Source organism: Enterobacter sp. 01-M-03-SI-ECC (genome assembly GCF_047530215.1).
Lineage (GTDB): Bacteria > Pseudomonadota > Gammaproteobacteria > Enterobacterales > Enterobacteriaceae > Enterobacter > Enterobacter chengduensis.
Map to the genome: position 1 here is coordinate 141,022 of NZ_JBLKDA010000008.1, position 22,298 is coordinate 163,319.

Sequence of the window (22,298 nt, forward strand, 5' to 3'; positions counted from 1 at the left end):
CAAACCGTTGTTTTATTACAGCGGTTATTTTCCCCTCTCTGAACGTTTATAATCCTGCTTTCTCTTTTTTGCCACGGAACCGCTATGCGCATACTTCACACCTCGGACTGGCATCTGGGTCAAAATTTTTACAGCAAAAGCCGTGCGGCTGAACATGAAGCGTTCCTGAACTGGCTGCTGGAAACGGCCCGGACGCACGAGGTGGACGCGATTATCGTGGCGGGTGACATCTTTGATACCGGTTCGCCGCCGAGCTATGCACGCGAGCTGTACAACCGCTTCGTGGTGAATCTGCAGCAAACCGGCTGTCATCTGGTGATTGTCGCGGGCAACCACGATTCCGTCGCCACGCTTAACGAATCCCGCGACATCCTGGCGTTTCTCAATACCACCGTGGTCGCCAGCGCCGGACACGCCCCGCAGATCCTGAAAAAACGCGACGGGTCGCCGGGGGCGGTGCTGTGCCCTATTCCGTTTTTACGTCCGCGCGACATCGTGCAAAGCCAGGCGGGGCTATCGGGCGCGGAAAAGCAGCAGCATTTATTAGAGGCCATCACCGACTATTATCGCCAGCAGCACGCCGATGCCTGCGACCTGCGGGGCGACCAGCCGATTCCGGTGATTGCGACCGGGCATCTCACCACCGTCGGGGCCAGTAAAAGTGACGCCGTGCGTGACATCTATATCGGCACGCTGGATGCTTTCCCGGCGCAAAACTTCCCGCCAGCCGACTACATTGCGCTCGGGCACATTCACAGGGCGCAGATGGTCGGCGGCAGCGAACACATTCGCTACTGCGGCTCGCCTCTTTCGCTCAGCTTTGACGAGACGGGCAAAGCCAAATCCGTCCATCTGGTGAGCTTCAGCGAGGATAAACTCGCCGCCGTCGAGACGCTGGAAGTGCCGGTCACCCAGCCGCTGGCGGTGCTGAAAGGCGATCTCGATGCCATTACCGCCCAGCTTAAGCAGTGGCGCGGCGTCGAACAGGATCCCCCCATCTGGCTGGATATCGAAATCACCACCGACGACTACCTGCATGACATGCAGCGTAAAATTCAGGCCCTGACCGAAGACCTGCCGGTAGAGGTGTTACTGGTGCGCCGCAGCCGCGAGCAGCGCGAGAAAATTCTGTTAAGCGCCCAGCGGGAAACGCTCAGCGAGCTGCGGGTGGAAGAGGTGTTTGAACGCAGGCTCTCGCAGGAAGAAATCGACGACGCGAAGCGCGCAAGGCTTAGCGACCTGTTCAGCCATACCCTGCATGCGCTCAATGACGAGGAAGAAAACGCATGAAAATTCTGAGCCTGCGCCTGAAAAATCTTAACTCTCTCAAGGGCGAGTGGAAAATTGACTTCACCGCCGAGCCCTTTGCCAGCAACGGTCTGTTTGCCATCACCGGCGCGACCGGGGCAGGCAAAACCACCCTGCTCGACGCCATCTGCCTGGCGCTTTATCACGAAACGCCGCGCCTGCAGAAGGTCTCTCAGGCGCAAAACGACCTGATGACGCGCGACACCGCCGAGTGCCTGGCGGAGGTGGAGTTCGAGGTAAAAGGCACCGCCTACCGCGCCTTCTGGAGCCAGAACCGGGCGCGCAACCAGCCGGACGGGAACCTGCAGGCGCCGCGCGTGGAGCTGGCGCGCTGCGAAGATGGCAAAATTCTGGCCGATAAGGTGACGGACAAACTGGAGCAAACCGCCGCGCTCACCGGGCTGGACTACGGCCGCTTTACCCGCTCGATGCTGCTCTCCCAGGGGCAGTTTGCCGCCTTCCTCAATGCCAAGCCGAGCGATCGTGCCGAGCTGCTGGAAGAGCTGACCGGCACCGAAATCTACGGCCAGATTTCCGCCATGGTGTTTGAGAAACATAAGGCCGCCCGCAGCGTGCTGGAAAAATGCGAGGCGCAGGCGGCGGGCGTTGTGCTGCTGAGCGAAGACCAGCAGCAGCAGTTACAGCAAAGTTTGCAGGCACTTACTGACGAAGAGAAAAGTCTGTTGGTTCAGCAGCAAAGCCAGCAGACACATTTTCAGTGGCTTACGCGTTATGATGAGCTCGTACTGGAGCAGCAGCGCGTCACCGCAATGCAGCAGCAGGCGCAGCAGGCGCTGACGAACGCGGCGCCAGAGCTGGCAACGCTCCAGCTTGCCCTGCCCGCCGCCCAGCTTCGCCCCCTTTGGGAGCACCAGCAGGAGCAAACCGCGCGCCTGGCGCAAACCCAGCAGCGAATTGTTGAAGTAAATACTCGCTTACAGGCCATAACCGCACTGCGTTCGCGCATCCGCAATACCGCCGTGCGTGACCACGAGCAGCTTCAGGCCGAACTGACGGCGATCGTGCAGTGGCTGGCGGATCACGAGCGCTATCGCCTGCTGGGACAGGAGATCGCCGGCTGGCGCGCCCAGTTCTCGCAGCTTAACCGCGATAACGCGCAGCTGGCCTCGCTTGCTGGGCGGATAGGTGAATTACGCAAAAGGCTGGCTGAGATGCCGGAAAATGCGCTGACGCTGACGGCGGATGAGGTCAGCGCGGCCATGGAGCAGCAGTCCCGGTTACGCACGCTGCGCCAGCAGCTGACGTCGCTGCATGCCCGCTATCAGCCGCTGCAAAAGCGCCTGCGCCAGAGCGGTGAAAGCGTGCAGAAAGCTCAGGCGGAGCAAAGCAAGCTTAATGAAACGCTGGCGCTGCGCCGCCAGCAGTACAAAGAGAAACACCAGCATTATCTGGACCTGAAGGCCCTGTGCGAACGCGAAGCGACGATTAAAGATCTGGAAAGCTATCGTTCCCAACTTGAGGCAGGCAAACCCTGTCCGCTGTGCGGCTCCAGCGAGCATCCTGCCGTTGAACGGTACCAGTCGCTTGAGCTGACGGATAACCAGCGTCGGCGTGATGCCCTGGAAAAAGAGGTGGCCGCGCTAAAAGAGGAAGGCCTGCTGGTGCTGGGACAGGTTAATGCCCTGACCCAGCAAATTCAGCGCGAGACAGACGACGCACAGGCGCTCTCTCAGGAAGAGCAAGCGCTCACTAAAGAATGGCTGGAAATCTGCGCTTCCCTGAATATCACCCTGAATATTCAGGACGATATCGCGCCATGGATGAACGAGCAGGAAAACTACGAGCGCCAGCTTTATCAGCTCAGCCAGCGTCTGACCCTGCAAAACCAGCTGCACGAGCAGGAAGTGCAGGCGCGGCAGTATCAGCAGCAGGTGACGGCCACGCGCCAGGCGCTGGAACACACCCTGCTCTCGCTGTCGCTTAGCGTGCCCGAAGCGGGGAGCGAAGCCGCCTGGCTGCACGCCCGCGAAGCGGAATTCGCGCAGTGGCAGGAGAAGCAAACCCAGCACGGCGTGCTGCAGGAACGTATAGGCGCCCTAAAGCCGCTGCTCGACACGCTTCCGGCAACAAACGGCGAAGAAGCCGAGCCGGCCATTCCTGACGGCTGGCGCGACGTCCACGACGAGTGCGTGTCGCTGCAAAGCCAGCTCGCCGCGCAGCAGCAGCAGGAAAAGCTGGAGCAAGAGCGCCTGCAGCAGTCACAGACGCAGTTCACCGCGGCGCTCGCGGCGAGCTGTTTTGCCGATCGGGACGCGTTTCTTGCCGCCCTGCTGGATGACGGCGCTATTCGCCACCTTGAACAGCTAAAGCAGTCGCTGGAAAACCAGATCCAGCAGGCCGCGGCGCTGTGCGGCCAGGCTAACCAGCTGCTGCAGGCGCATCTGGCCCTGCGGCCGGAGGGGCTCGACGCCGATGCCCCGACGCTGCAAAGCCAGCTGCAGCAGCTGGCGCAGCGGCTACGCGAGAACACCACGCATCAGGGTGAGATCCGCCAGCAGCTTAAGCAGGACAACGATAACCGGCAGCACCAGCTGGCGCTGCTGCAGCAAATTGAAGAGGCCTCGCGCCAGGCCGACGACTGGGGATACCTGAATGCGCTTATCGGCTCCAGCACCGGCGACAAGTTCCGTAAGTTCGCCCAGGGGCTGACGCTGGACAATCTTGTCTGGCTTGCTAACCAGCAGCTTAACCGTCTTCACGGGCGTTATTTGTTGCAGCGTAAGGCCAGCGACGCGCTGGAGCTGGAAGTGGTGGATACGTGGCAGGCGGATGCGGTTCGCGATACCCGCACGCTCTCGGGCGGCGAGAGCTTCCTCGTCAGCCTGGCGCTGGCGCTGGCCCTTTCCGACCTGGTGAGCCATAAGACGCGGATCGATTCCCTGTTCCTGGACGAAGGGTTCGGCACGCTCGACAGTGAAACGCTGGATACCGCGCTGGATGCGCTCGATGCGCTAAACGCCACCGGAAAAACCATCGGCGTGATCAGCCACGTAGAGGCGATGAAAGAGCGCATTCCGGTGCAGATCAAAGTGAAGAAGATTAACGGGCTGGGGTATAGCAGGCTGGATAAAGAGTTTGCCGTGCAGTAAAGGCCCACTCCATCATGTAGGCCGGGTAAGGCGTAGCCGTCACCCGGCTTTTTTATTGTGGCCGCCTGAATTCGCCCGGTGGCGCTTCGCTTACCGGCCTACAGAACCGTTTATTCCGGCCATAACCATGCCGCGCCGCGCACGCCGCTGGAGTCACCGTGGACGGCTTTGCGGATCGGCGTTTCACATTCGCCGCCGAAGACCCACTGCTTCACCAGGTTCGGTACCGTGGCGTACAGCCGGTCGACGTTGCTCATGCCGCCGCCGAGCACAATCACGTCCGGATCGAGAATATTCACCACGTGCGCCAGCGATTTCGCCAGCCGCATTTCGTAGCGGCTAAGCGCCAGTTCGGCGACCGGATCCTGCTCTTCGACCAGACGCATGATTTCGTTGCCCTTAAGCGGCTGGCCGCTCAGACGGTGGTAGTCGGTCGCAAAACCGGTGCCGGAGATAAACGTCTCAATACAGCCTTGTTTACCGCAGTAGCACGGCACTTCAGCCCGGTATTTAAGCTCATCTTCATCCATCCACGGCAGCGGGTTGTGCCCCCACTCGCCCGCGGTACCGTTACCGCCGATATGGGCGCGCCCGCCGAACGCCACGCCCGCGCCGCAGCCGGTACCGATGATGACGGCAAACACGGTCTGGGCACCGGCCGCCGCGCCGTCGATGGCCTCAGAGACCGCCAGACAGTTGGCGTCGTTGGCCAGACGCACTTCCCGCTTCAGGCGCGCGCTTAAATCTTTATCAAACGGCTGACCGTTGAGCCAGGTGGAGTTGGCGTTTTTAACCACCCCGGTATACGGCGAGATCGACCCCGGGATCCCCATCCCGACGCTGCCGGTTTGCCCCGTCGCCTGCTCGGCCATGTCGACCAGTTGCGCAATCGTCTCGATAGTCTGGTGATAATCATCGCGCGGCGTCGGCAGACGATGGCGGAACAGCTGCTCCCCCTGCTCGCTCAGCGCGATGACTTCTGTTTTGGTGCCGCCCAAATCGATCCCAATACGCACAGGACTCTCCTCATTATTTTGATTATCAACAGAGTAGAAGCACGCTTCCCGATTAGCAATGCAAGCGATGCGACAATTCGTTATCATGCCCGCTGATTTAACGACAAGGCCGTGGAAATTATCATGCTGTGGTTCAAAAATTTGATGGTTTACCGTCTCAGCCGCGACGTTTCGCTGCGTGCAGAAGAGATGGAAAAACAGTTAGCCGCTTATACCTTTTCCCCTTGCGGTAGCCAGGACATGGCGAAGACCGGTTGGGTTCCGCCAATGGGATCACAAAGCGATGCATTGACCCACGCCAGCAGCACGGGTCAAATCATCGTCTGCGCCCGCAAAGAAGAGAAAATCCTGCCGACGCCAGTGGTGAAGCAGGCGCTCGAGGCGAAAATTTTCAAGCTGGAAGCCGAACAGGGCCGCAAGCTGAAAAAGACCGAAAAAGACTCGCTGAAAGATGAAGTTCTGCATTCACTGCTGCCGCGCGCCTTTAGCCGCTTCAGCCAGACCATGATGTGGATCGACACCGTTAACGGGCTGATCATGGTCGACTGCGCCAGCGCCAAGAAAGCAGAAGATACGCTAGCCCTGCTGCGCAAGAGCCTCGGATCTTTACCGGTCGTTCCGCTGGCGCTGGAAACGCCGATCGAGCTGACGCTGACCGAATGGGTACGCAGCGGTACGGCGGCACAGGGTTTCCAGATCCTTGATGAAGCCGAGCTGAAGGCCCTGCTGGAAGATGGCGGCGTGATCCGCGCGAAGAAGCAGGATCTGGTGAGCGACGAGATCGCCGTCCACATCGAAGCGGGCAAAGTGGTCACCAAGCTGGCGCTCGACTGGCAGCAGCGTATTCAGTTCGTGATGTGCGACGACGGCTCCGTGAAGCGCCTGAAGTTCTGCGACGAGCTGCGCGATCAGAACGAAGATATCGACAGGGAAGATTACGCCCAGCGTTTTGACGCGGACTTCATCCTGATGACCGGCGAGCTGGCCGCGTTGATTCAGAGCCTGGTGGAAGGTCTCGGCGGCGAAGCGCAGAGATAACGAGCAAAACATAGGCCGGGTATGCGTTAGCGCCACCCGGCTAATTTTTTATTTCAGGTAGCGGCACAGATAAGAGGTCGGTTCAGCCACCTGCAAATGAAATTCGCTGTGACCAGGCACGTTGAAAACCTCTCCGGCAGCATACACTTTCCATTCGGTTTCACCCGGCAGTAAGACGTTCAGCGCACCGCTGACGACCGTCATCTCTTCCGCTTCCGCTGTGCCAAAGGTATATTCCCCTTCCGCCATGACGCCGACACTGGCGCGGCCAGTGCTGCTGCTGGTAAAACCAATGGATTTCACTTTACCGGAAAAGTATTCGTTACTTTGAAGCATGAACTGGCCCTTATATTTTTAGATAAAAATTCACTATAGGGGCCATGCTCATCGCCTGTCACGCAAAATCATTACGTGAGAAGCTCCGAGGCCAGGCGGGCCATCAGAACGTTGGATAACAGCACGGGCACATCGAGCGCTTTTTGCAGCAGATCGCGGTGATGCTGATGGAAACCCAGGCAGTCCAGGATCAGAACATCGGCGCCTCTCTCCAGCAGCTCCTTCCCGGCAGCAATCAGCTTTGCCTCACTGTCCCAGAACGGATTTGCCAGCGCATACAGGGGCACTTTTTCCAGCACGTGCCATTTTGCCTCCTGGTTATCCATGAGCTCCTCGATGGGAACAATCACCCCCACCTGATGACCATCAACGATAGAGGCCACCAGCGGCGGAATGATGCGCATCGGCTCCAGCAAAATCGCATTGCGCGCCGTGAGGCCCTTAATGGGGGCGGTGCTCATCAGCAAAATAACGTCATAACCTTGATTATCGAGCACTTCTATCACGCCCTGCAGCGCGCGCTCGATCTTCTGGCGGGAAACGTGCGCCAGTTTACCGTCACTTAATAACGTCGCCAGGGGATCCTCCCCCGCCTCGACAGCGTAGTCTTCCATGACCTCTTCCCGACTCATCTTCCCCAGCAGGCTCAGATGCGTTATCTGTTGTTCAGATACATGCTCGGTTAAGAGCGGTAACACTTCGCTTACAGGGACCACACCAATGGTGAGGATCGCCAACGTTGCCTTCATCTTTATCGCCTTCCATTACTCCAACATCGTGCACACAGGTACAGGCTCACTACGCTGCACAGTTCATTTTTTCAACAAAACAGCACCAAGCGTAGCAGGCGATCGCGACATCGAAATGTAAAGATCGCCTGCCGATACCGGAGTGACTTGTAATAACTAAATATTAACTCCTGCTTAACTTTCCCGATGAGTTAAAAGTGTGATTCAGGCACGATATTGGAACGTTTAGGAAAACATTCAGGTTTTATCAGGATCTTCGTAGCGCCGCTTCGCATCCAGCGCTTCCTGTTCGCTCTCATGTTCGCTGATCAGCGAGTCCGGCTTAGGGTGGTCGGCACGCAGTTGATACCAGGTCACGGTATGACCCGTCTGGCCTTTTTCAACGGTAACAATGCGCGCTTCACGCGGATAGGGAGGTCTGGTTGGCATAGCTCATCCTTTTTTTTATGTCTGAGCTATCAGTATAGACGCCGGTTAGCTGGCACAAGCCAAACGCAGGGCGGTAATAATCTGAATCACAACGTCTTCGGGAGAGGCGGACGCATCCACCACGTGGTGAGCCGCCTCGCGGTATAACGCATCGCGTTCCGCCAGCACTTCGCTCACCTCTTCGCTGAGCGGTCTGGAGGTTAGCGCAGGGCGTTGCCCCTCTTCCGGAAAGGCTTCCAGACGCCCCACCAGAGCCGACACCGGCGCGCTGAGATAAATCACAATCCCCTTTTCGCGCATAAAACGACGGTTACACTCGGCGAGAACAATGCCCCCGCCGGTCGCAATCACGGCAGCAGGCGTGGTGACCGCTTTCAGCGCGGCGGTTTCGCGTGCGCGAAAGCTTTCCCATCCCTCTTGCTCAACAATCTCAGCGATGGTTTTTCCGGCCTCGGTTTGCAGCCAGTGGTCGGTGTCCACAAACTGGCGATGACACACGCGTGCCAGCTCCAGACCAACGGTGGTTTTCCCACAGCCGCGGGGGCCAACTAAAAAGATGGGTTGGGTCATAGCCAGGTGTTCCCCTTGATGCCGGATGGCGAAGAGTGTAAAGAAATCATTGCAGAAGATGTGTCGATTACTTTACTGCAAAGCGGTACGGGATGACAACCCTGTGGAGGCCACACTGTACCACAAATTGACAATAATTATCATTACGCTGTGCGGCGCTTCACTTCCAGCAGCCATTTATCCAGCTCGGCCGCAAACTGCTGGCGATCGCGCTGGGACAGGCTGTCCGGCCCGCCGGTCTGCACGCCGCTGGCCCGCATCGTATCCATAAAGTCGCGCATAGTGAGTTTTCCGCGAATGGTAGAAGGCGAATATCGCTCACCGCGCGGATTGAGTGCCGCCGCTCCTTTTTCCAGCACCTCTGCCGCCAGCGGAATATCCGCCGTGATCACCAGATCCTCCGCGCTGCACAGGCGAACAATTTCGTTATCCGCCACGTCGAACCCGGCCGGGACGCGTAAAGAACGAATGAAGCGCGAAGGCGGTACGCGTATATTCTGGTTCGCCACCAGCGTCAGCGGCATCTGAACGCGCTCGGCGGCGCGAAATAAAATCTCTTTAATCACATTCGGACACGCGTCCGCATCAACCCAAATCGCCATGTTGTCTCCCCATAATGACGCTGCCGACTATTGTCGCCTGCATTTCGTTGTTAAGCTATCCATCAGAGAAAACAACGCATAATGACGGAGAATCGTGATGGACAAGAAAATCGGGTTTATCGGCTGCGGTAACATGGGCAAAGCCATCCTGGGCGGCCTGATCGCCAGCGGGCAGGTGCTGCCGGGTCAGATTTGGGTCTATACCCCGTCACCGGACAAGGTCGCCGCGCTGCGCGATGAATACGGGATCAACGCCGCCGAAAGCGCGCAGGAAGTGGCCCAGGTTGCCGATATCGTCTTTGGCGCCGTCAAGCCGAACATCATGATCAAAGTGCTGAGCGATATCACCTCCAGCCTGAATAAAGAGACGCTGGTGGTGTCGATTGCCGCCGGCGTCACGCTCGATCAGCTGGCGCGCGCGCTGGGTCACGACCGTAAAATCGTCCGCGCGATGCCCAACACCCCTTCACTGGTCAACGCCGGTATGACCTCCGTCACGCCTAACGCGCTGGTGACGACTGAAGAAGTGGCTGATGTACTGAACATTTTCCGCTGCTTCGGTGAAGCTGAAGTGATTGCCGAAGCGATGATCCATCCGGTGGTCGGCGTCAGCGGTTCTGCCCCTGCGTATGTCTTCATGTTTTTAGAAGCGATGGCCGATGCCGCCGTGCTTGGCGGAATGCCGCGTGCGCAGGCGTACAAGTTCGCCGCGCAGGCCGTGATGGGCTCCGCCAAAATGGTGCTGGAAACCGGCAAACATCCGGGTGAACTGAAAGATATGGTCTGCTCCCCGGGCGGTACCACCATTGAAGCGGTGCGGGTGCTGGAGGAACGCGGGTTCCGCTCGGCCGTCATTGAAGCGATGGCAAAATGCATGGAAAAATCAGAGAAGCTGAGTAAATCCTGATGGTGAGCCGGGCGTCAGGCGGCCACCTCGGTGCGGCTGCGCCCGGCATTTTTCGCCCTGTACAAGGCCACGTCAGCCGCCTTTAGCCATTCACGATAATGTCCAAACTGCGGTCCCCACGGGGCAACGCCCACGCTGATGCGCAGCGCCTCTTTTGGCGCGCCGGGTAACGAGAGGTTTTCCAGCCGCTCATGCACCCGGGACATCACGGCGATGGCGCTTTCCGCCGCGGTCTGCGACATAATCACCGCAAACTCGTCCCCACCGAACCGGCCAATCGCATCGCCTGAGCGCACCGAAAGCTGGAGCTGGCGCGTAATGGCGACGATCGCCTCGTCGCCCACATCATGCCCCCAGGTATCGTTGATATTTTTAAAGTGGTCGATATCAATCAGCAAAATCGTGGCGGTGCAGCCGTCGCGACGGCAATGCTCAAATTCATTGCGCAGCAGCATTTCCCAGTGGCGGCGATTAAAGACCCCGGTCATGCCGTCGCGGGTGCTCATCATTTCCAGCCGCTGCTTATGCTCGGCAAGCCTGACGGCGGTACGGTGGCTGAGCCAGGCAAACAGCATAGGATAGAGCACGAGCACGGGAAGGGTTAAGCCCCACTCCAGGAGGTCGGGGTTGAAGACAGCCATGCGGCCAAAAAAAGGCAGCACCGCCAGCGCGGACAGCAGGGTCAGCGCGATCCCGGGGATAAACAGTCGGCAGCCGCCGGAACCCATCATATTCATCCCTACCATCATCACCAGCGCTGCCGTGGGTAACGCGCTCATCCCCATCACGCCGATCCAGAGCCCGGCGATAATGGCATCGATTTTAAGATTGAAAATTTCCTGCTGATGCGGTGACGCGGCCCGACAGGATAGCTGCCAGGCAAAATGGGGCCAGACGAACGCCCACCCCACCAGTAAAAGCCACCAGCCTCCGGCTACAAAATGGGTCACCAGCATCCCTGCGACGGGGAAAAACATCGCTGCCAGCCCCACGGCGCGCGCCAGCCGAACCCGTCGGGCAAACTGAATGCCGGCGCGGTGAGGGTCATCCTGAGAAAGGGTTAAATTCCACTCTTCACGAATGCGCTTTTTGTTGTAATACGTTTCATCATTCATCATTTTTGGGAATATTCTGAAACATTTTCCCAAATTATAGAGAGGGGATCTGCGGGGAAAGTATGAAATTTCGGGTGAGCTGCCGAAGCCGCTCACCCGTTAGAACTACACTTTTTTCTTCAGGCAGGCACTCATGAACTTGCTGCGGTCGTCCCCTTTCAGGGACTGCTCGGTCGCCTTGGCATTACACTCACGCATCTTTTGCTGCTGAGGCGTCAGGCTTTTTTCAGCTGGCTTTGCGGCGCCGTTTTTGAGGCAGTCGCTCATGTAGGTCTTGCGGGCATCGCCCTTCAGGCTCTGAGACGTCGCCTGTTGATTACAGGTGGTCATACGCTGCTGTTGCGGCGTTAACGTTTTCTCTGCCGCGTTTGCCGATGCGGCCAGGAACAGGCCGGAGAGTAGGGTAACCAGTAATGTTGTTTTCATTGCACCATCCTTTTGTGAACATTCCCTGTAAGTCTGGCTCGTGACAGGAAAAAAACCACCCGGCAGATGTGATTTCCGCTGGGGTTTTTATCATTTAAGACCCAGCGCCGCCTTCATGGTGTAGAACAGATCCGTTTGATCGGTCAGGCCCACCACGTTTGCCGCATGCGGCCCGTAGGCGGCGATGCGCAGCTGGGTGCCGGTGTGCTCCATGGACTCTTCTTCAGAGTTGCCGTAGCTCAGCACCATGACGGCTCCATCTTTGGTGTTCAGCGCCTGCGTCAGGCCCGGCGCTTTGGTATCTGGCGGAACGATCTGGCTGGCGTGCGCATGGTCGGCGGTGACGATCACCAGGGTATTACCGTCTTTTTTCGCGAATTCCAGCGCCTTCTGCACCGCTTCGTCCAGATCGACGGTTTCACCAATCTGGCCGCACGGATTAGCCGCATGATCCTGTTTGTCGATCGACGCGCCTTCCACCTGCAGGAAGAACCCTTTTTCGTTCTTGCTGAGCAGAGAGATGGCTTTATCGGTCATCGCCGCCAGCGTCGGCACGCTGTCCGTGCGTTTCGGGTTTGGCGTACAGGTCACGGCAGGCTTATCAATATTGCCGTGATACGAGGCTTTTGGACCTTCCCAGCGCACGGGCATGTTGCCGTCAGAGAAGAGCCCCAGCAGCGGCTTGTCCTGGTTCGCGTCGGTGATGGCGGCAAGAGAACTGGCATCACTCACCAGCTGGTAGCCGCGCGCCTGCGCCTGCTCGCGCAGCGTTTTGCCCTGCCACTCGCCCGCCGTTGCGGTTTCCGCGAAGGTTTTCGCCCCGCCGCCCAGGGTCACGTCAGGGCGCGCGTTGAGCAGCTGTTCCGTAATCGACCCTTTGCCGCCTTTTTCCAGCGCGTTGGCTGGACATTTTTCGCTGGTCACTGACGGACCGTAGCATTTACGCGAGGTGACGTGCGCCACCAGCGCAGCGGGCGTCGCATCCTGAAGCTCAGCGGTGGAGACGTTGCCGGTCGCCAGGCCCGCCGCTTTTGCCATCTCAAGAAGAGTTTGACGATCTTTTTCGTGAATATCCACGCCCAGCGCGCCATTATAGGTTTTCACGCCGGTGGACCACGCCGTGGCAGAGGCCGCGGAGTCCGTTACGTAATCCGGTTTACCGGTTTTTTTATCCAGCGCGTAATGGGTATATTGTCCGGTCAGCGGTAACGCGTCGATACCTTTAAAAAAGCCGCCTGCTCCCTCAGCATAATTTCGCGCCGCCGTGATTTCGGAATCGCCCATTCCATCGCCAATCAGCAGAATAATATTTTTCGCGGGCTTATCATTAAGCGAAGCGCGAATAGCGGCAGTTTGATCTTCTGATAAACGGCGCGCGCCGCCGGGCTGGGTGATATCCCCTTTTGCCGCGCGATTATCCAGCACGCTGGTTTGCGTGGTATCGGCATAAATGGCGGGGGTAATTAACAGGGGAAGTAATGCGATGAAAAGTGCGCTCTGTTTCAATTTATTTTCTCCATGTACAAATACATAAAAATAAAAACAGAGCGACTATAGGCATCCTGCATGACAATTCTATGACACGTCGTTACGACCTGTGACGGTTTAGCTGCGCGGATGCCTTAACAGCTTCTTTACGTATTGCTGAAGCAGTTCGGCATCCTCGGGTGGCACCTGGGTATCGGGCCGCGCTTTATCGAGGGCGCCTTCGATGCTGTCAATTAACGCCTGCTGATCGGAGGTTTCCATCCGACGCAACAGCGCGGTGACAACAATTTCCAGCGCTTCGACCTGGGCGACCAGCTCTTTTGACTCTTCTTCCTTTTGTGCAAGCTTAACCAGCAACTCAGCAATGAGATTCTTCATCGTGCTATTTCCTTATGGGGTTTTCCCTGAAATTAACACCAGGAATGCAATATGCAAAGCGGAGAAAATTATTATCTTATGCAAAAGTGACGTCGTCGCCAAATTAGTGCGCTGGCATTTTCAGCGAAACGTTTTTCTATATAAAAACGCCGCATTTTGTTATATAAAAATGCGGCTATCATAAGAATATATAATACATCAAAGGAACAATTATCTTGCCGATCTGGCCTCCGCCATTTGTCTGCGGCGACGCAGCGCAATCGCCAGCTGGATAATATTGATTAACACCACGATGGCCGTGGCCGCAAATACCCAGCGAAAACCGGCCATTGCGGAAACGGATGCGCCAATAAGCGGACCGGCAACATTCCCCAGATACATAAAGGACTGGTTATATCCAAAAATACGCCCCGTCACCTGGTCGCTGGAATATTTAACCAGCAGGGTCTGAACCGCAGGCAACATGGCGCCGTCAGCAAAGCCGAGCAGGAATCGCAGCACGCCAAGCTGAAGCGGAGAGGTGACGAACGACATGGCGAAGAAGAGGACGACCGCAAAGATCAGCGTCGCCATCAGGATGCGCGCCGTGCCGATCCTGTCCCCCAGTTTCCCCAGACGCGGCGCGGAAATCAGGGCGGATACGCCCGGCACCGCGGCAATCATGCCGCTCAGAAAAGCGATATTCGTGCTCTCCGGCTCCATCGACTTAATGAACAGCGCCAGAATCGGACCGACCGACCCGTTACAGAGCTGGATCACCATGGTGGTCACAAACAGGCTAATCATCAGCCCCGGATAAGGCAGCGAGGCGAAGACGGCCCTGCCGCTCAGGCGTTCAGCTTTACTGATAACCGGGCGGCCTCCCTCTTTGATCAGAAAGAGCGTCACCAGAAAGCTGACCACCAGCAGGATCGCGGTGATGATAAATACCGCGCGCAGCCCGACGTGGTCCGCCAGAAAGCCCCCCAACAGCGGACCGCCGATGACGCCGCTGATCTGCGCCGTAGAGAGCGTACTCAGCGCCCAGCCGCTGCGCTCGCGCGGCACCTGAGAGGCAACCAGCGCCATGGCATTCGGAATGTACCCGGACGTCAGCCCCATCACCGCACGCAGGAAAAACAGCTGCCAGACGTTGGTGGCGAAGGCCTGCAGCAGAATGGCGATCGCCATCCCGAGCGAGGCGCGCAGCAGCATCAGCTTACGGCCCTTCCGATCCGCCAGGCTGCCCCACATCGGTGAAACAATCGCAGAAACCAGAAACGTGACGCTAAACGTCAGACCGGACCACATGGAGAGCGCTTCATGCGAGGTGACCCCCAGCTGCGAGACGTACAGCGGCAGGAACGGCAGGATCTGGCTAATGGCCAGCCCGGTAAAGAAGCAGCCGAACCAGACCGAGATGAGATTAACTTTCCAGGATTCCATAAAGAAATAGTCTTCATTTTTAGGCGAATTCGCCGTCAGATTAGCAAGTTACGCGTTTTGACGTCGCACCAGAGATGCGGCCTGACTGACTTTGGTGTTTTATCTTCCCAGTCATCATATTTGTGAAACAAGTCACAATTTATCCATTTTCTGGCGGAATATTATGCTTCAGCGGCAAAGCCCAAAGCCGCGCATGCCGAGATGAAAATGGTTGGCATGCGCCGCGTTATATTCCGGCCCCAGGCCGTTCCCGTAGTAGCCACAGCTTGCCGCCAGCATGGCCTTCAGCCAGGGCTGGGTGTTTGCCGCCTTCCAGCCGTTCAGCACCGTGACGCGTTCGCCGTTCGCAAGACGAAAAGCGGCGATATCCAGCGCCTCGGCCGTGGCATGTTCGCTGCGGCGCGCGTCAGGGCGGTGGTAAATATTGCGGCAGGCAAAGCTGCCGAGGTGGTCGATACGCACGAGGTCGCTGCCGGTATAGCGTTTTGTCAGCGGTCGGGCCTGCTGGCTGATAAAGAGGGCTGAGCTGAGCGCCAGCGGACAGCTGGCAAGAAAACTGCCGTTCAGGCCAACCGGGCCGAAGTCGCGCACGCGCACCACGTTGATCAGCGGGCATTCACCGGCGCTGTCAGCGACCAGCTGGGTGCGGATAAGATCGCGTTGATTAGCCTGCGCAAGCAGGTTTGCGCACGCCTCGGGCGTTAAGCGCCGAAGCTTATACTGGGTGATGCGGCCTGGCGGATCGTCCAGGGTCAGCGGTTTGAACGGGTTGTAGTAGGACGGCAACCAGCGGTAGCCCGCCGCTGCAGCGGCCACAATGATAAATACGGTCAGCAGCGTTTTTCCTTTCACTCTCCCCCCTCAGCATTCCCCAAAATAGTATGGCAGAAGGCCGCGAAACCCGCCGGGCATCGTGGTATGTTATTGGCTTTTCGTCAGACTGGAAGAGAGTGAGATGGCTAAGCAGCGCGTAGGTATTGTCTTTGGGGGAAAATCAGCGGAGCACGAAGTGTCATTGCAATCGGCCAAAAATATCGTTGATGCGATCGATAAAAGCCGTTTCGACGTGGTGCTGTTGGGCATTGATAAACAGGGCCAGTGGCACGTCAACGATGCCAGCCAGTATCTGCTTAACGCGCACGACCCGGCACACATCGCCCTGAATCCTTCAGAAGTGAGCGTCGCCACCGTTCCCGGCGTCGTGAAGGGGCAACTCATCGACGCCGGCAACGCGCAGGCTCTCGCTCAGATCGACGTCGTCTTCCCCATCGTTCACGGCACGCTGGGGGAAGATGGTTCCCTGCAGGGGATGCTGCGCATGGCCAACCTGCCGTTCGTCGGCTCGGACGTCCTCGGCTCCGCCGCGTGCATGGACAAAGACGTCACCAAACGCCTGCTGCGCGATGCCGGGCTGAATATTGCCCCGTTCGTGACGCTCACCCGCGCCAACCGCGATAAGCACAGCTTCGCGCACATTAGCGAACAGCTGGGTCTGCCGCTGTTTGTGAAGCCTGCAAACCAGGGCTCCTCCGTGGGCGTCAGCAAAGTGACCAGCGAAGCCGAGTTCACCCAGGCCGTCCGCCTGGCGTTCGAATTCGACCATAAGGTGGTGGTTGAGCAGGGGATCAAGGGCCGTGAAATTGAGTGCGCCGTGCTGGGCAACGATTTCCCACAGGCGAGCACCTGCGGCGAAGTGGTGTTAAACAGCGACTTCTACTCCTACGACACCAAATACATTGATGACCAAGGCGCGCAGGTTGTAGTTCCTGCGGATCTCGATCCGGCGGTTAACGATAAGATCCGCGCGATCGCCATTCAGGCCTATCAGACGCTCGGCTGCTGCGGCATGGCGCGCGTGGACGTGTTCCTGACGCCGGAAAACGAGGTGGTGATCAACGAAATCAACACGCTGCCGGGCTTCACCAACATCAGCATGTATCCGAAACTGTGGCAGGCAAGCGGCCTGAGCTATCCGGAGCTGATCACCCGCCTGATCGAACTGGCGCTGGAGCGTCACGCCGCCGACGGCGCGCTTAAAAGTTCCGTAAACGGTTAATCGGCGCGATTCGCCGACCCCGCCTCATCCGCTGTCGTCTCTTCAGGACGACGGCGGATAATCAACCCCGCCAGCCAGAAGCTAATTACCCAGGTCACCAGCCCGACGGCATACGTTTGCCACCCTTTTGCTTCGAACCCCAGCAGCCCGACGACACCGTTAAGAATAAAGATCAGCCCGATTGCAAAGGCATAGTAGTGCCAGTCACGGCGTAGTTTGGACGTGAGCTTCATAACAACTCCGGCAGGAAAAAAAGACATCCTCTCACAGTTTTACGGCCAGGTCTGTGGCAGATACGGAAATTCTGAAACGCGACGCAATTTCACTTAAGTGACGAAATTGTGATGTGCTGCAGAAATCGACAATCCAGGAGGATTCCGGCGGGTAAATTACCACGATTCTGATATTGACAAATGCGATGACCTGTCAAACTCACCCCGTAAGACGCGTATTGAAACAGAGTGATATTTCGGGAGGTCATATGGCTGACTTTACATTGTCGAAACCGATTTTTGGCGGCAAACCAAAAACCTCCACGGCGGGTAATATCGCTTATGCCCTGTTTGTCCTGTTCTGCTTCTGGGCCGGCTCACAGCTGCTGAATATGCTGGTCCACGCCCCGGGCGTTTATGAACACCTGATGCAGGTGCAGGATAACGGACGCCCGCGAGTGGAGATTGGATTTGGCGTCAGTACCCTCTTCGGCCTGATTCCCTTTCTCGCGGGATGCATGGTTCTGGGCGTGGTGGCCTTAGTGCTGCGCTTACGCCGTCGCCGCTAAAGCCCCATACAGCGCGCCCGGCGATCGTCCACGCGCTTTGCGAACCATGCGGTGGTCAGGTTACGCGTGATCTTCGGGCTTTCCAGCTGTATGCCCGGCAGGATAGCCCTTGGTAACGCTTTTCCGCTTTTTTGTTCCGCCAGTGCAAACACCTTCTTGTACAGTTCCGTTTTCTCAAAGGCCAGGCTGTCGCCCTTCTCAAGCTGGCGGCGAATGTCGCTGTTGCTCATATCAAGCGTGGTCGATAATTTCCGTACGGCCAGCTCGGTGCTTCCCGCCTCGCTGCTGCCGTAAGCGATAAGATCGCCGTCGAGCGCGAGCTTAACGCCGCTTGCGCGGCTAACCGCACTCTGAAATGCCGCATTACGGCTGGCATACCAGCCGGCGTTAAAGTCGGCAAAGCGGTACAGCGGTTCACTGTAGTTCACCGGATAGTTCAGCAGGTGATACGTGCCGAACCACAGGCCGCCGCGCAGGGAGAAGACCTCCTGACGCACCGTACCGTCGATTTTCCACGGATAGCCGTCGGTGTGCTTCTCGGCGAACGCAATGCTCACCTGCATCGGGCCACCGGTGTGGACCGGGTTCAGGGAGCCAAACAGCTTCTGCCCCATAGGAACCATGCTGATGAAATCATCAAAAATGGCGCTGAGCTGTTTTTCGGTTTTCACCGTATCCAGCCGGTCGCTGTAGCTTTTGCCGTTCGGCGAGGTGATTTTAAGCGCGGTGTGTACCAGGAACACCGGGATATGCATGGATTCCGCGCGGCGGTCGATCTCTTTCCACGCGATTTTGTTCAGACCCGGCACGACTGGGTCCGACTGGTACATCGACTCCTGCTGCGCCACCGCCAGCACCGAGCAGATATTCTCCTCGGTCGGGGCAATCTTCTGGCTTTCAAAGGTTTTTGCCAGCGCATCTGCCCACGCGTTGCGATCCTTCACGCTGGCGGGCATTTTCTGCCGCACAACGCTCGCCACATCGACGGGCTTCTCCCCCTTTTTGAGCGGAGCAGCCCCTTTTTCGGCACAGCCTGCCAGCACAAAAGCGGCCAGAATGGTCAACGGTAACGCACGCGGTACGGCAAAAGGCATAGCAACTTCCTGTATTAGCTGAATGTGTTGGTGACTTCCTGCAGGTCACGATCGTCCAGCTCGCGTTCAAAGCTGCGCAGACGTTTGTAAATGGACATCAGCTCCACCAGCGTGGTCCAGGAGCTGATCAGATACTGGAACGACCCGCGAACCTGACCGAAAACGTTGGTGATCTGCGTCATCAGACCGAGCGTAATCGTACCTGCAACAATCGACGGGAACAGCAGGAACAAACCGAAAACGTTATCCACCTGCAGATACAAAATACGCGCAATGTTGAAATACATATAGTGGAAGTAGAGTCGGAAGTAGTTACGACGCACGGCGCCAAACAGCTCGCGGACGGTCGGCGGCGAGGCGCGGCTAGCATCATCCTCACCGTAAACCAGCTCCTTACGGTAGGCGGCTTCGACGCGCTGGTTTTTAAACTCCAGACCCGGCAGTTTGATCCCCACCACCGCCAGCAGGCCCGTCCCCATCAGCGACCAGACGATCGCGGCAATGACTAGTCCATACGGAATGTGGCCGACAATCGGCAGATCCGGCACGTGCGCCGAGAGCGTGACCAGAACGGGCAGGAACGCAATCAATGTCATGATGGCGTTAATAAAGCTGACGCCCATGTCTTCAAGGGTGGAGGCAAAACGCATGGTGTCTTCCTGCACACGCTGTGCGGCGCCTTCGATATGGCGCAGGTGCTGCCAGTGCGCCATATAATGTTCGTTCATCGCGGTACGCCAGCGGAAAACGTAGTGGCTGACGAAGAAGTTGTTCATCACGCCGATGACTACAGCAATCAGGGCGATACCGAGAAAAATCCCGACTTCATGGTAAAACTGGTTGATGGTCACCTTATGCGGCGAGCTTAGCGCGGTCTGGATCAGATCGTAGAACGGCGCATACCAGGCGTTAACCGCCACGCCCACCTCCACGAGGAACCAGGTGACAAAGACGATCAGCGACGTGCCGAGGATCGACCAGTACTGCCAGCGGTGCGGAGAATAGGCAAACCAGAACAGCGCAAACAGCCCCACGCACACCGTGTAGTAGGCGTAAAACAGCAGGTAGCTCAGCGACCAGAAGCGCGCTGCGCTAATCGGCACCTGCCCTGTCGCCCCCGTGATGCGCGTCAGCCAGGCCCCGCCGCCCGCCTGCCAGAAAATGACGGCGATCAGTGCCCAAATAAATGCCGACAGGAAAAAAGGCCCCGGCTTTGGGAAAAAAGACTTAAACATAATGCTTCCTTCTTGTTGTTATGGCTGTTGCTGTGTACAACACGTCACCACACGAAAAACCTGCCCGAGCCAGCCTCCCGGCTCAGGCAAAAAAGTCAGACCCGATCGTTAATTATTAGTTCGCTTTCCAGTTTTCAAGAATTGTTTCGGTGCGTTTCACCGCAGGCCTCTCAGACATACCGTTCTCCGTAAGATTGAGTGACACTGGTGTCTATCATAAGCCCGATGTCACAAAATGGGAGATGGCTCGCAGGTAAATTGTTTATATTTACCCATGGTTACGTTTTTCTCGCTATCGTTATGCAATTCGGGGCATTGCACCGTACCGATTAGTAGTATAAATACCCATTAATTTCTTCATTCACTTCATGGATGCTTTTCGTTGAAACGTTGTCTGCTCTCTTTTGCCGCGCTGTGTGCGGTGAGCTTTTCTACCGCCCAGGCAGCCCAACCGCTGACGGCGCCCGTTTTAGCTTCAGACATTGCCGATCGTTACGCGAACCTTATCTATTACGGCAGCGGCGCGACCGGGATGGCGATGGTCGTCATCGACGGCAACCAGCGCGTGTTCCGCAGCTTTGGCGAAACGCGCCCGGGAAATAACATTCACCCGCAGCTGGATTCCGTTATCCGCATCGCGTCCTTAACCAAGCTGATGACCAGCGAAATGCTGGTGAAACTGCTCGACCAGGGCGTAGTAAAGCTCGACGACCCGCTCAGTAAATACGCGCCCCCGGGCGCCCGGGTGCCAACCTATCAGGGAACGCCGATCCGGCTTGTGAACCTTGCCACCCACACCAGCGCCCTGCCGCGTGAGCAGCCAGGCGGGGCGGCGCATCGTGACGTGTTTGTCTGGCCAACGCGCGACCAGCGCTGGAACTACCTGAGTACCGCCACGCTGAAGGCGGCTCCGGGTTCGCAGGCCTCTTATTCAAACCTGGCGTTTGACCTGCTGGCGGACGCCCTTTCAACGGCGGCTGGCAAACCCTATACGCAACTGTTTGAAGAGCAGATCACCCGTCCGCTGGGCATGAAAGACACCACCTTCACCCCGTCCCCGGACCAGTGCCGTCGCCTGATGGTGGCGGAGAAAGGCGCCAGCCCCTGTAATAACACGCTGGCGGCCGTGGGCAGCGGCGGGGTCTATTCCACCCCCGGCGACATGATGCGCTGGATGCAGCAGTTCCTGTCCTCAGATTTCTACGCTCGCAGCAGCCAGGCAGATCGTATGCAGACCCTGATTTATCAGCGTACTCAGCTGCACAGGGTCATTGGGATGGACGTGCCGGGTAAAGCCGACGCGCTCGGCATGGGCTGGGTCTATATGGCACCGAAGAATGGCCGGCCGGGTATTATTCAGAAAACCGGCGGCGGGGGCGGTTTCATCACCTATATGGCCATGATCCCGCAGTCAAACGTGGGCGCATTCGTGGTGGTCACCCGCTCCCCGCATACGCGTTTTGTTAATATGAGTGACGGCATTAATAACCTGGTGGCTGAACTGAGCGCCAATAAAGCCCAGGTTCTCACCGCCTCAAACTGATCTCAGTATTCCGTGGGCAAGCGGTTGACGCTGACCAGCTTGCCCCGGCTCATATTAATGTAGTTACCTTGCCGCAAAGCCGCGAGAACCTCAGCCACAACTGAGCGTGAAATACGCGTACTTTGTTGAATATGATTCATCACACCAATTTTTGAGCGCAGCGTTTCATCCCACTCCGCCATATTCATCAGCATGGCGCGGATCTGGTGATAGGAATTATTTCCCACGAGCTGCATATCACGTTTCTCGAGAATGTAATTTATCCAGGATAACCAGCAGAAGGCCTCTTTCCACAGTGAAAACTGCTGGATTTGCTGACGGGTGGTTTCCGTGGGTAAATAAAAACCGGTACAGGCCGTTTTAGCCACCACTCTGTATTCCTGAGAGTGATTAATCACCACCGTAGACAGACCGAAAATAAAAGGTGCCGTCGCTATCCCTACCAGCAGCTCATCAGAGGGGCGATAAACATCAACAATGCCGGTTTGTAATACGATCGTACGAGGCTCATCCCAATCGTCTGAGGTAATCAACTGCTGGGGCGTACAGGTAAAAGGGGTACTGGCCGAGATTAAACACTGTTCGAGCCGGCGTAATTCAGAAAGCGGTTTCGCATTAACGTTCATGCAGACCTCAAGGCATCCGTATTTGTCGGTTCAATATTATTTTTACTGCTTTTGTAAAAGCGGGGG

General features: G+C 57.3%; 23 protein-coding genes. 7 read left to right on the plus strand and 16 right to left on the minus strand.

Going from position 1 to position 22,298, the window contains the following annotated elements; all coding sequences use genetic code 11:
- Nucleotides 1–84: 84 nt before the first annotated feature.
- Together sbcD and sbcC are read left to right on the plus strand one after the other, a co-directional pair.
- Nucleotides 85–1,290 (plus strand): exonuclease subunit SbcD, encoded by a 1,206-nt coding sequence (gene sbcD, locus ACMWKK_RS10305; RefSeq protein WP_112781093.1) that lies wholly within the window; start codon nucleotides 85–87, stop codon nucleotides 1,288–1,290.
- Nucleotides 1,287–4,418: an exonuclease subunit SbcC gene (gene sbcC, locus ACMWKK_RS10310; protein WP_112781092.1), complete on the plus strand. Its 3,132-nt coding sequence runs from the start codon at nucleotides 1,287–1,289 to the stop codon at nucleotides 4,416–4,418. Before sbcD ends, sbcC begins: the two co-directional genes overlap by 4 nt.
- 110 nt (nucleotides 4,419–4,528) lie before the next feature.
- Here the strand turns inward: sbcC and mak are convergent, their stop codons facing one another.
- Nucleotides 4,529–5,434 carry a fructokinase gene (gene mak / locus ACMWKK_RS10315; RefSeq protein ID WP_112781091.1) on the minus strand — a complete coding sequence of 302 codons (906 nt, stop codon included), beginning with the start codon at nucleotides 5,432–5,434 and terminating at the stop codon, nucleotides 4,529–4,531.
- A gap of 123 nt (nucleotides 5,435–5,557) precedes the next feature.
- Between mak and rdgC the strand changes: the two genes are divergently transcribed.
- Nucleotides 5,558–6,472, plus strand: coding sequence for a recombination-associated protein RdgC (gene rdgC / locus ACMWKK_RS10320; RefSeq protein ID WP_112011219.1), 915 nt, complete (start codon nucleotides 5,558–5,560; stop codon nucleotides 6,470–6,472).
- A gap of 48 nt (nucleotides 6,473–6,520) precedes the next feature.
- On the opposite strand, the gene ppnP is transcribed toward rdgC, so the two are convergent.
- From ppnP to ACMWKK_RS10345, 5 genes are all read right to left on the minus strand, one after another.
- Nucleotides 6,521–6,808: a pyrimidine/purine nucleoside phosphorylase gene (gene ppnP, locus ACMWKK_RS10325; RefSeq protein WP_045328300.1), complete on the minus strand. Its 288-nt coding sequence runs from the start codon at nucleotides 6,806–6,808 to the stop codon at nucleotides 6,521–6,523.
- 71 nt (nucleotides 6,809–6,879) lie between these two features.
- A complete protein-coding gene (locus tag ACMWKK_RS10330) occupies nucleotides 6,880–7,557 on the minus strand; it encodes an AroM family protein (protein WP_032638427.1) in 678 nt (225 codons plus the stop codon).
- Between the two features lie 237 nt (nucleotides 7,558–7,794).
- Nucleotides 7,795–7,986 carry a protein YaiA gene (gene yaiA, locus ACMWKK_RS10335; RefSeq protein ID WP_045328298.1) on the minus strand — a complete coding sequence of 64 codons (192 nt, stop codon included), beginning with the start codon at nucleotides 7,984–7,986 and terminating at the stop codon, nucleotides 7,795–7,797.
- 45 nt (nucleotides 7,987–8,031) lie between these two features.
- On the minus strand, nucleotides 8,032–8,556 hold the full coding sequence (gene aroL / locus ACMWKK_RS10340) for a shikimate kinase AroL (RefSeq protein WP_112781090.1): 525 nt from the start codon (nucleotides 8,554–8,556) through the stop codon (nucleotides 8,032–8,034).
- A gap of 143 nt (nucleotides 8,557–8,699) precedes the next feature.
- Nucleotides 8,700–9,158, minus strand: coding sequence for a YaiI/YqxD family protein (locus ACMWKK_RS10345; protein WP_112781089.1), 459 nt, complete (start codon nucleotides 9,156–9,158; stop codon nucleotides 8,700–8,702).
- A gap of 97 nt (nucleotides 9,159–9,255) precedes the next feature.
- Here ACMWKK_RS10345 and proC point away from each other — a divergent pair, with 97 nt between their 5' ends.
- Complete coding sequence (gene proC / locus ACMWKK_RS10350) at nucleotides 9,256–10,065, plus strand: pyrroline-5-carboxylate reductase (protein WP_032638420.1); 810 nt, start codon at nucleotides 9,256–9,258, stop codon at nucleotides 10,063–10,065.
- Nucleotides 10,066–10,079: 14 nt separating this feature from the next.
- Here the strand turns inward: proC and adrA are convergent, their stop codons facing one another.
- From adrA to ACMWKK_RS10380, 6 genes are all read right to left on the minus strand, one after another.
- Entirely contained in the window at nucleotides 10,080–11,183 is a 1,104-nt protein-coding gene (gene adrA / locus ACMWKK_RS10355; RefSeq protein ID WP_112781088.1) for a diguanylate cyclase AdrA, read from the minus strand.
- A 102-nt stretch (nucleotides 11,184–11,285) separates the two neighbouring features.
- Nucleotides 11,286–11,606 carry a phosphate starvation-inducible protein PsiF gene (gene psiF / locus ACMWKK_RS10360; protein ID WP_045328295.1) on the minus strand — a complete coding sequence of 107 codons (321 nt, stop codon included), beginning with the start codon at nucleotides 11,604–11,606 and terminating at the stop codon, nucleotides 11,286–11,288.
- 90 nt (nucleotides 11,607–11,696) lie between these two features.
- Entirely contained in the window at nucleotides 11,697–13,112 is a 1,416-nt protein-coding gene (gene phoA / locus ACMWKK_RS10365) for an alkaline phosphatase (protein ID WP_112781087.1), read from the minus strand.
- Between the two features lie 99 nt (nucleotides 13,113–13,211).
- Nucleotides 13,212–13,472, minus strand: coding sequence for an anti-adapter protein IraP (gene iraP / locus ACMWKK_RS10370; RefSeq protein WP_045328293.1), 261 nt, complete (start codon nucleotides 13,470–13,472; stop codon nucleotides 13,212–13,214).
- Between the two features lie 210 nt (nucleotides 13,473–13,682).
- The gene (locus tag ACMWKK_RS10375) at nucleotides 13,683–14,897 is read right to left on the minus strand and encodes a multidrug efflux MFS transporter (protein WP_045328292.1); all 1,215 of its coding nucleotides are present in this window, start codon (nucleotides 14,895–14,897) and stop codon (nucleotides 13,683–13,685) included.
- 168 nt (nucleotides 14,898–15,065) lie between these two features.
- A complete protein-coding gene (locus tag ACMWKK_RS10380; protein ID WP_112781086.1) occupies nucleotides 15,066–15,749 on the minus strand; it encodes an extensin family protein in 684 nt (227 codons plus the stop codon).
- A 103-nt stretch (nucleotides 15,750–15,852) separates the two neighbouring features.
- On the opposite strand from ACMWKK_RS10380, the gene ddlA reads away from it, so the two are divergent.
- Complete coding sequence (gene ddlA / locus ACMWKK_RS10385; RefSeq protein WP_112781085.1) at nucleotides 15,853–16,953, plus strand: D-alanine--D-alanine ligase; 1,101 nt, start codon at nucleotides 15,853–15,855, stop codon at nucleotides 16,951–16,953.
- Here ddlA and ACMWKK_RS10390 read toward each other — a convergent pair.
- Nucleotides 16,950–17,186 carry a DUF2754 domain-containing protein gene (locus ACMWKK_RS10390; RefSeq protein WP_112781084.1) on the minus strand — a complete coding sequence of 79 codons (237 nt, stop codon included), beginning with the start codon at nucleotides 17,184–17,186 and terminating at the stop codon, nucleotides 16,950–16,952. The two genes, ddlA and ACMWKK_RS10390, sit on opposite strands and share 4 nt — an antisense overlap.
- Nucleotides 17,187–17,434: 248 nt before the next feature.
- Between ACMWKK_RS10390 and ACMWKK_RS10395 the strand changes: the two genes are divergently transcribed.
- Nucleotides 17,435–17,734: a DUF2755 family protein gene (locus tag ACMWKK_RS10395; RefSeq protein WP_032638402.1), complete on the plus strand. Its 300-nt coding sequence runs from the start codon at nucleotides 17,435–17,437 to the stop codon at nucleotides 17,732–17,734.
- Here ACMWKK_RS10395 and ACMWKK_RS10400 read toward each other — a convergent pair.
- Nucleotides 17,731–18,828, minus strand: coding sequence for a DUF1615 domain-containing protein (locus ACMWKK_RS10400; protein ID WP_112781083.1), 1,098 nt, complete (start codon nucleotides 18,826–18,828; stop codon nucleotides 17,731–17,733). The genes ACMWKK_RS10395 and ACMWKK_RS10400 overlap by 4 nt on opposite strands.
- Nucleotides 18,829–18,842: 14 nt before the next feature.
- The gene (sbmA, locus tag ACMWKK_RS10405; protein ID WP_112781082.1) at nucleotides 18,843–20,063 is read right to left on the minus strand and encodes a peptide antibiotic transporter SbmA; all 1,221 of its coding nucleotides are present in this window, start codon (nucleotides 20,061–20,063) and stop codon (nucleotides 18,843–18,845) included.
- 382 nt (nucleotides 20,064–20,445) lie between these two features.
- Between sbmA and ampH the strand changes: the two genes are divergently transcribed.
- Nucleotides 20,446–21,606, plus strand: coding sequence for a D-alanyl-D-alanine-carboxypeptidase/endopeptidase AmpH (ampH, locus tag ACMWKK_RS10410; protein ID WP_045328279.1), 1,161 nt, complete (start codon nucleotides 20,446–20,448; stop codon nucleotides 21,604–21,606).
- Nucleotides 21,607–21,608: 2 nt separating this feature from the next.
- Here ampH and ACMWKK_RS10415 read toward each other — a convergent pair whose 3' ends face one another.
- Entirely contained in the window at nucleotides 21,609–22,232 is a 624-nt protein-coding gene (locus ACMWKK_RS10415) for a helix-turn-helix domain-containing protein (protein WP_112781081.1), read from the minus strand.
- Between the last annotated feature and the right edge of the window lie 66 nt (nucleotides 22,233–22,298).

What these genes read in the sequence shown, in the direction of transcription:
- sbcD (WP_112781093.1), top strand. Translation starts at nt 85, where the DNA reads ATGCGCATACTTCACACCTCGGACTGGCATCTGGGTCAAAATTTTTAC.
- sbcC (WP_112781092.1), top strand. Translation starts at nt 1,287, where the DNA reads ATGAAAATTCTGAGCCTGCGCCTGAAAAATCTTAACTCTCTCAAGGGC.
- rdgC (WP_112011219.1), top strand. Translation starts at nt 5,558, where the DNA reads ATGCTGTGGTTCAAAAATTTGATGGTTTACCGTCTCAGCCGCGACGTT.
- ppnP (WP_045328300.1), bottom strand. Translation starts at nt 6,808, where the DNA reads ATGCTTCAAAGTAACGAATACTTTTCCGGTAAAGTGAAATCCATTGGT.
- ACMWKK_RS10330 (WP_032638427.1), bottom strand. Translation starts at nt 7,557, where the DNA reads ATGAAGGCAACGTTGGCGATCCTCACCATTGGTGTGGTCCCTGTAAGC.
- yaiA (WP_045328298.1), bottom strand. Translation starts at nt 7,986, where the DNA reads ATGCCAACCAGACCTCCCTATCCGCGTGAAGCGCGCATTGTTACCGTT.
- aroL (WP_112781090.1), bottom strand. Translation starts at nt 8,556, where the DNA reads ATGACCCAACCCATCTTTTTAGTTGGCCCCCGCGGCTGTGGGAAAACC.
- ACMWKK_RS10345 (WP_112781089.1), bottom strand. Translation starts at nt 9,158, where the DNA reads ATGGCGATTTGGGTTGATGCGGACGCGTGTCCGAATGTGATTAAAGAG.
- proC (WP_032638420.1), top strand. Translation starts at nt 9,256, where the DNA reads ATGGACAAGAAAATCGGGTTTATCGGCTGCGGTAACATGGGCAAAGCC.
- adrA (WP_112781088.1), bottom strand. Translation starts at nt 11,183, where the DNA reads ATGATGAATGATGAAACGTATTACAACAAAAAGCGCATTCGTGAAGAG.
- psiF (WP_045328295.1), bottom strand. Translation starts at nt 11,606, where the DNA reads ATGAAAACAACATTACTGGTTACCCTACTCTCCGGCCTGTTCCTGGCC.
- iraP (WP_045328293.1), bottom strand. Translation starts at nt 13,472, where the DNA reads ATGAAGAATCTCATTGCTGAGTTGCTGGTTAAGCTTGCACAAAAGGAA.
- ACMWKK_RS10375 (WP_045328292.1), bottom strand. Translation starts at nt 14,897, where the DNA reads ATGGAATCCTGGAAAGTTAATCTCATCTCGGTCTGGTTCGGCTGCTTC.
- ddlA (WP_112781085.1), top strand. Translation starts at nt 15,853, where the DNA reads ATGGCTAAGCAGCGCGTAGGTATTGTCTTTGGGGGAAAATCAGCGGAG.
- ACMWKK_RS10390 (WP_112781084.1), bottom strand. Translation starts at nt 17,186, where the DNA reads ATGAAGCTCACGTCCAAACTACGCCGTGACTGGCACTACTATGCCTTT.
- ACMWKK_RS10395 (WP_032638402.1), top strand. Translation starts at nt 17,435, where the DNA reads ATGGCTGACTTTACATTGTCGAAACCGATTTTTGGCGGCAAACCAAAA.
- ACMWKK_RS10400 (WP_112781083.1), bottom strand. Translation starts at nt 18,828, where the DNA reads ATGCCTTTTGCCGTACCGCGTGCGTTACCGTTGACCATTCTGGCCGCT.
- sbmA (WP_112781082.1), bottom strand. Translation starts at nt 20,063, where the DNA reads ATGTTTAAGTCTTTTTTCCCAAAGCCGGGGCCTTTTTTCCTGTCGGCA.
- ACMWKK_RS10415 (WP_112781081.1), bottom strand. Translation starts at nt 22,232, where the DNA reads ATGAACGTTAATGCGAAACCGCTTTCTGAATTACGCCGGCTCGAACAG.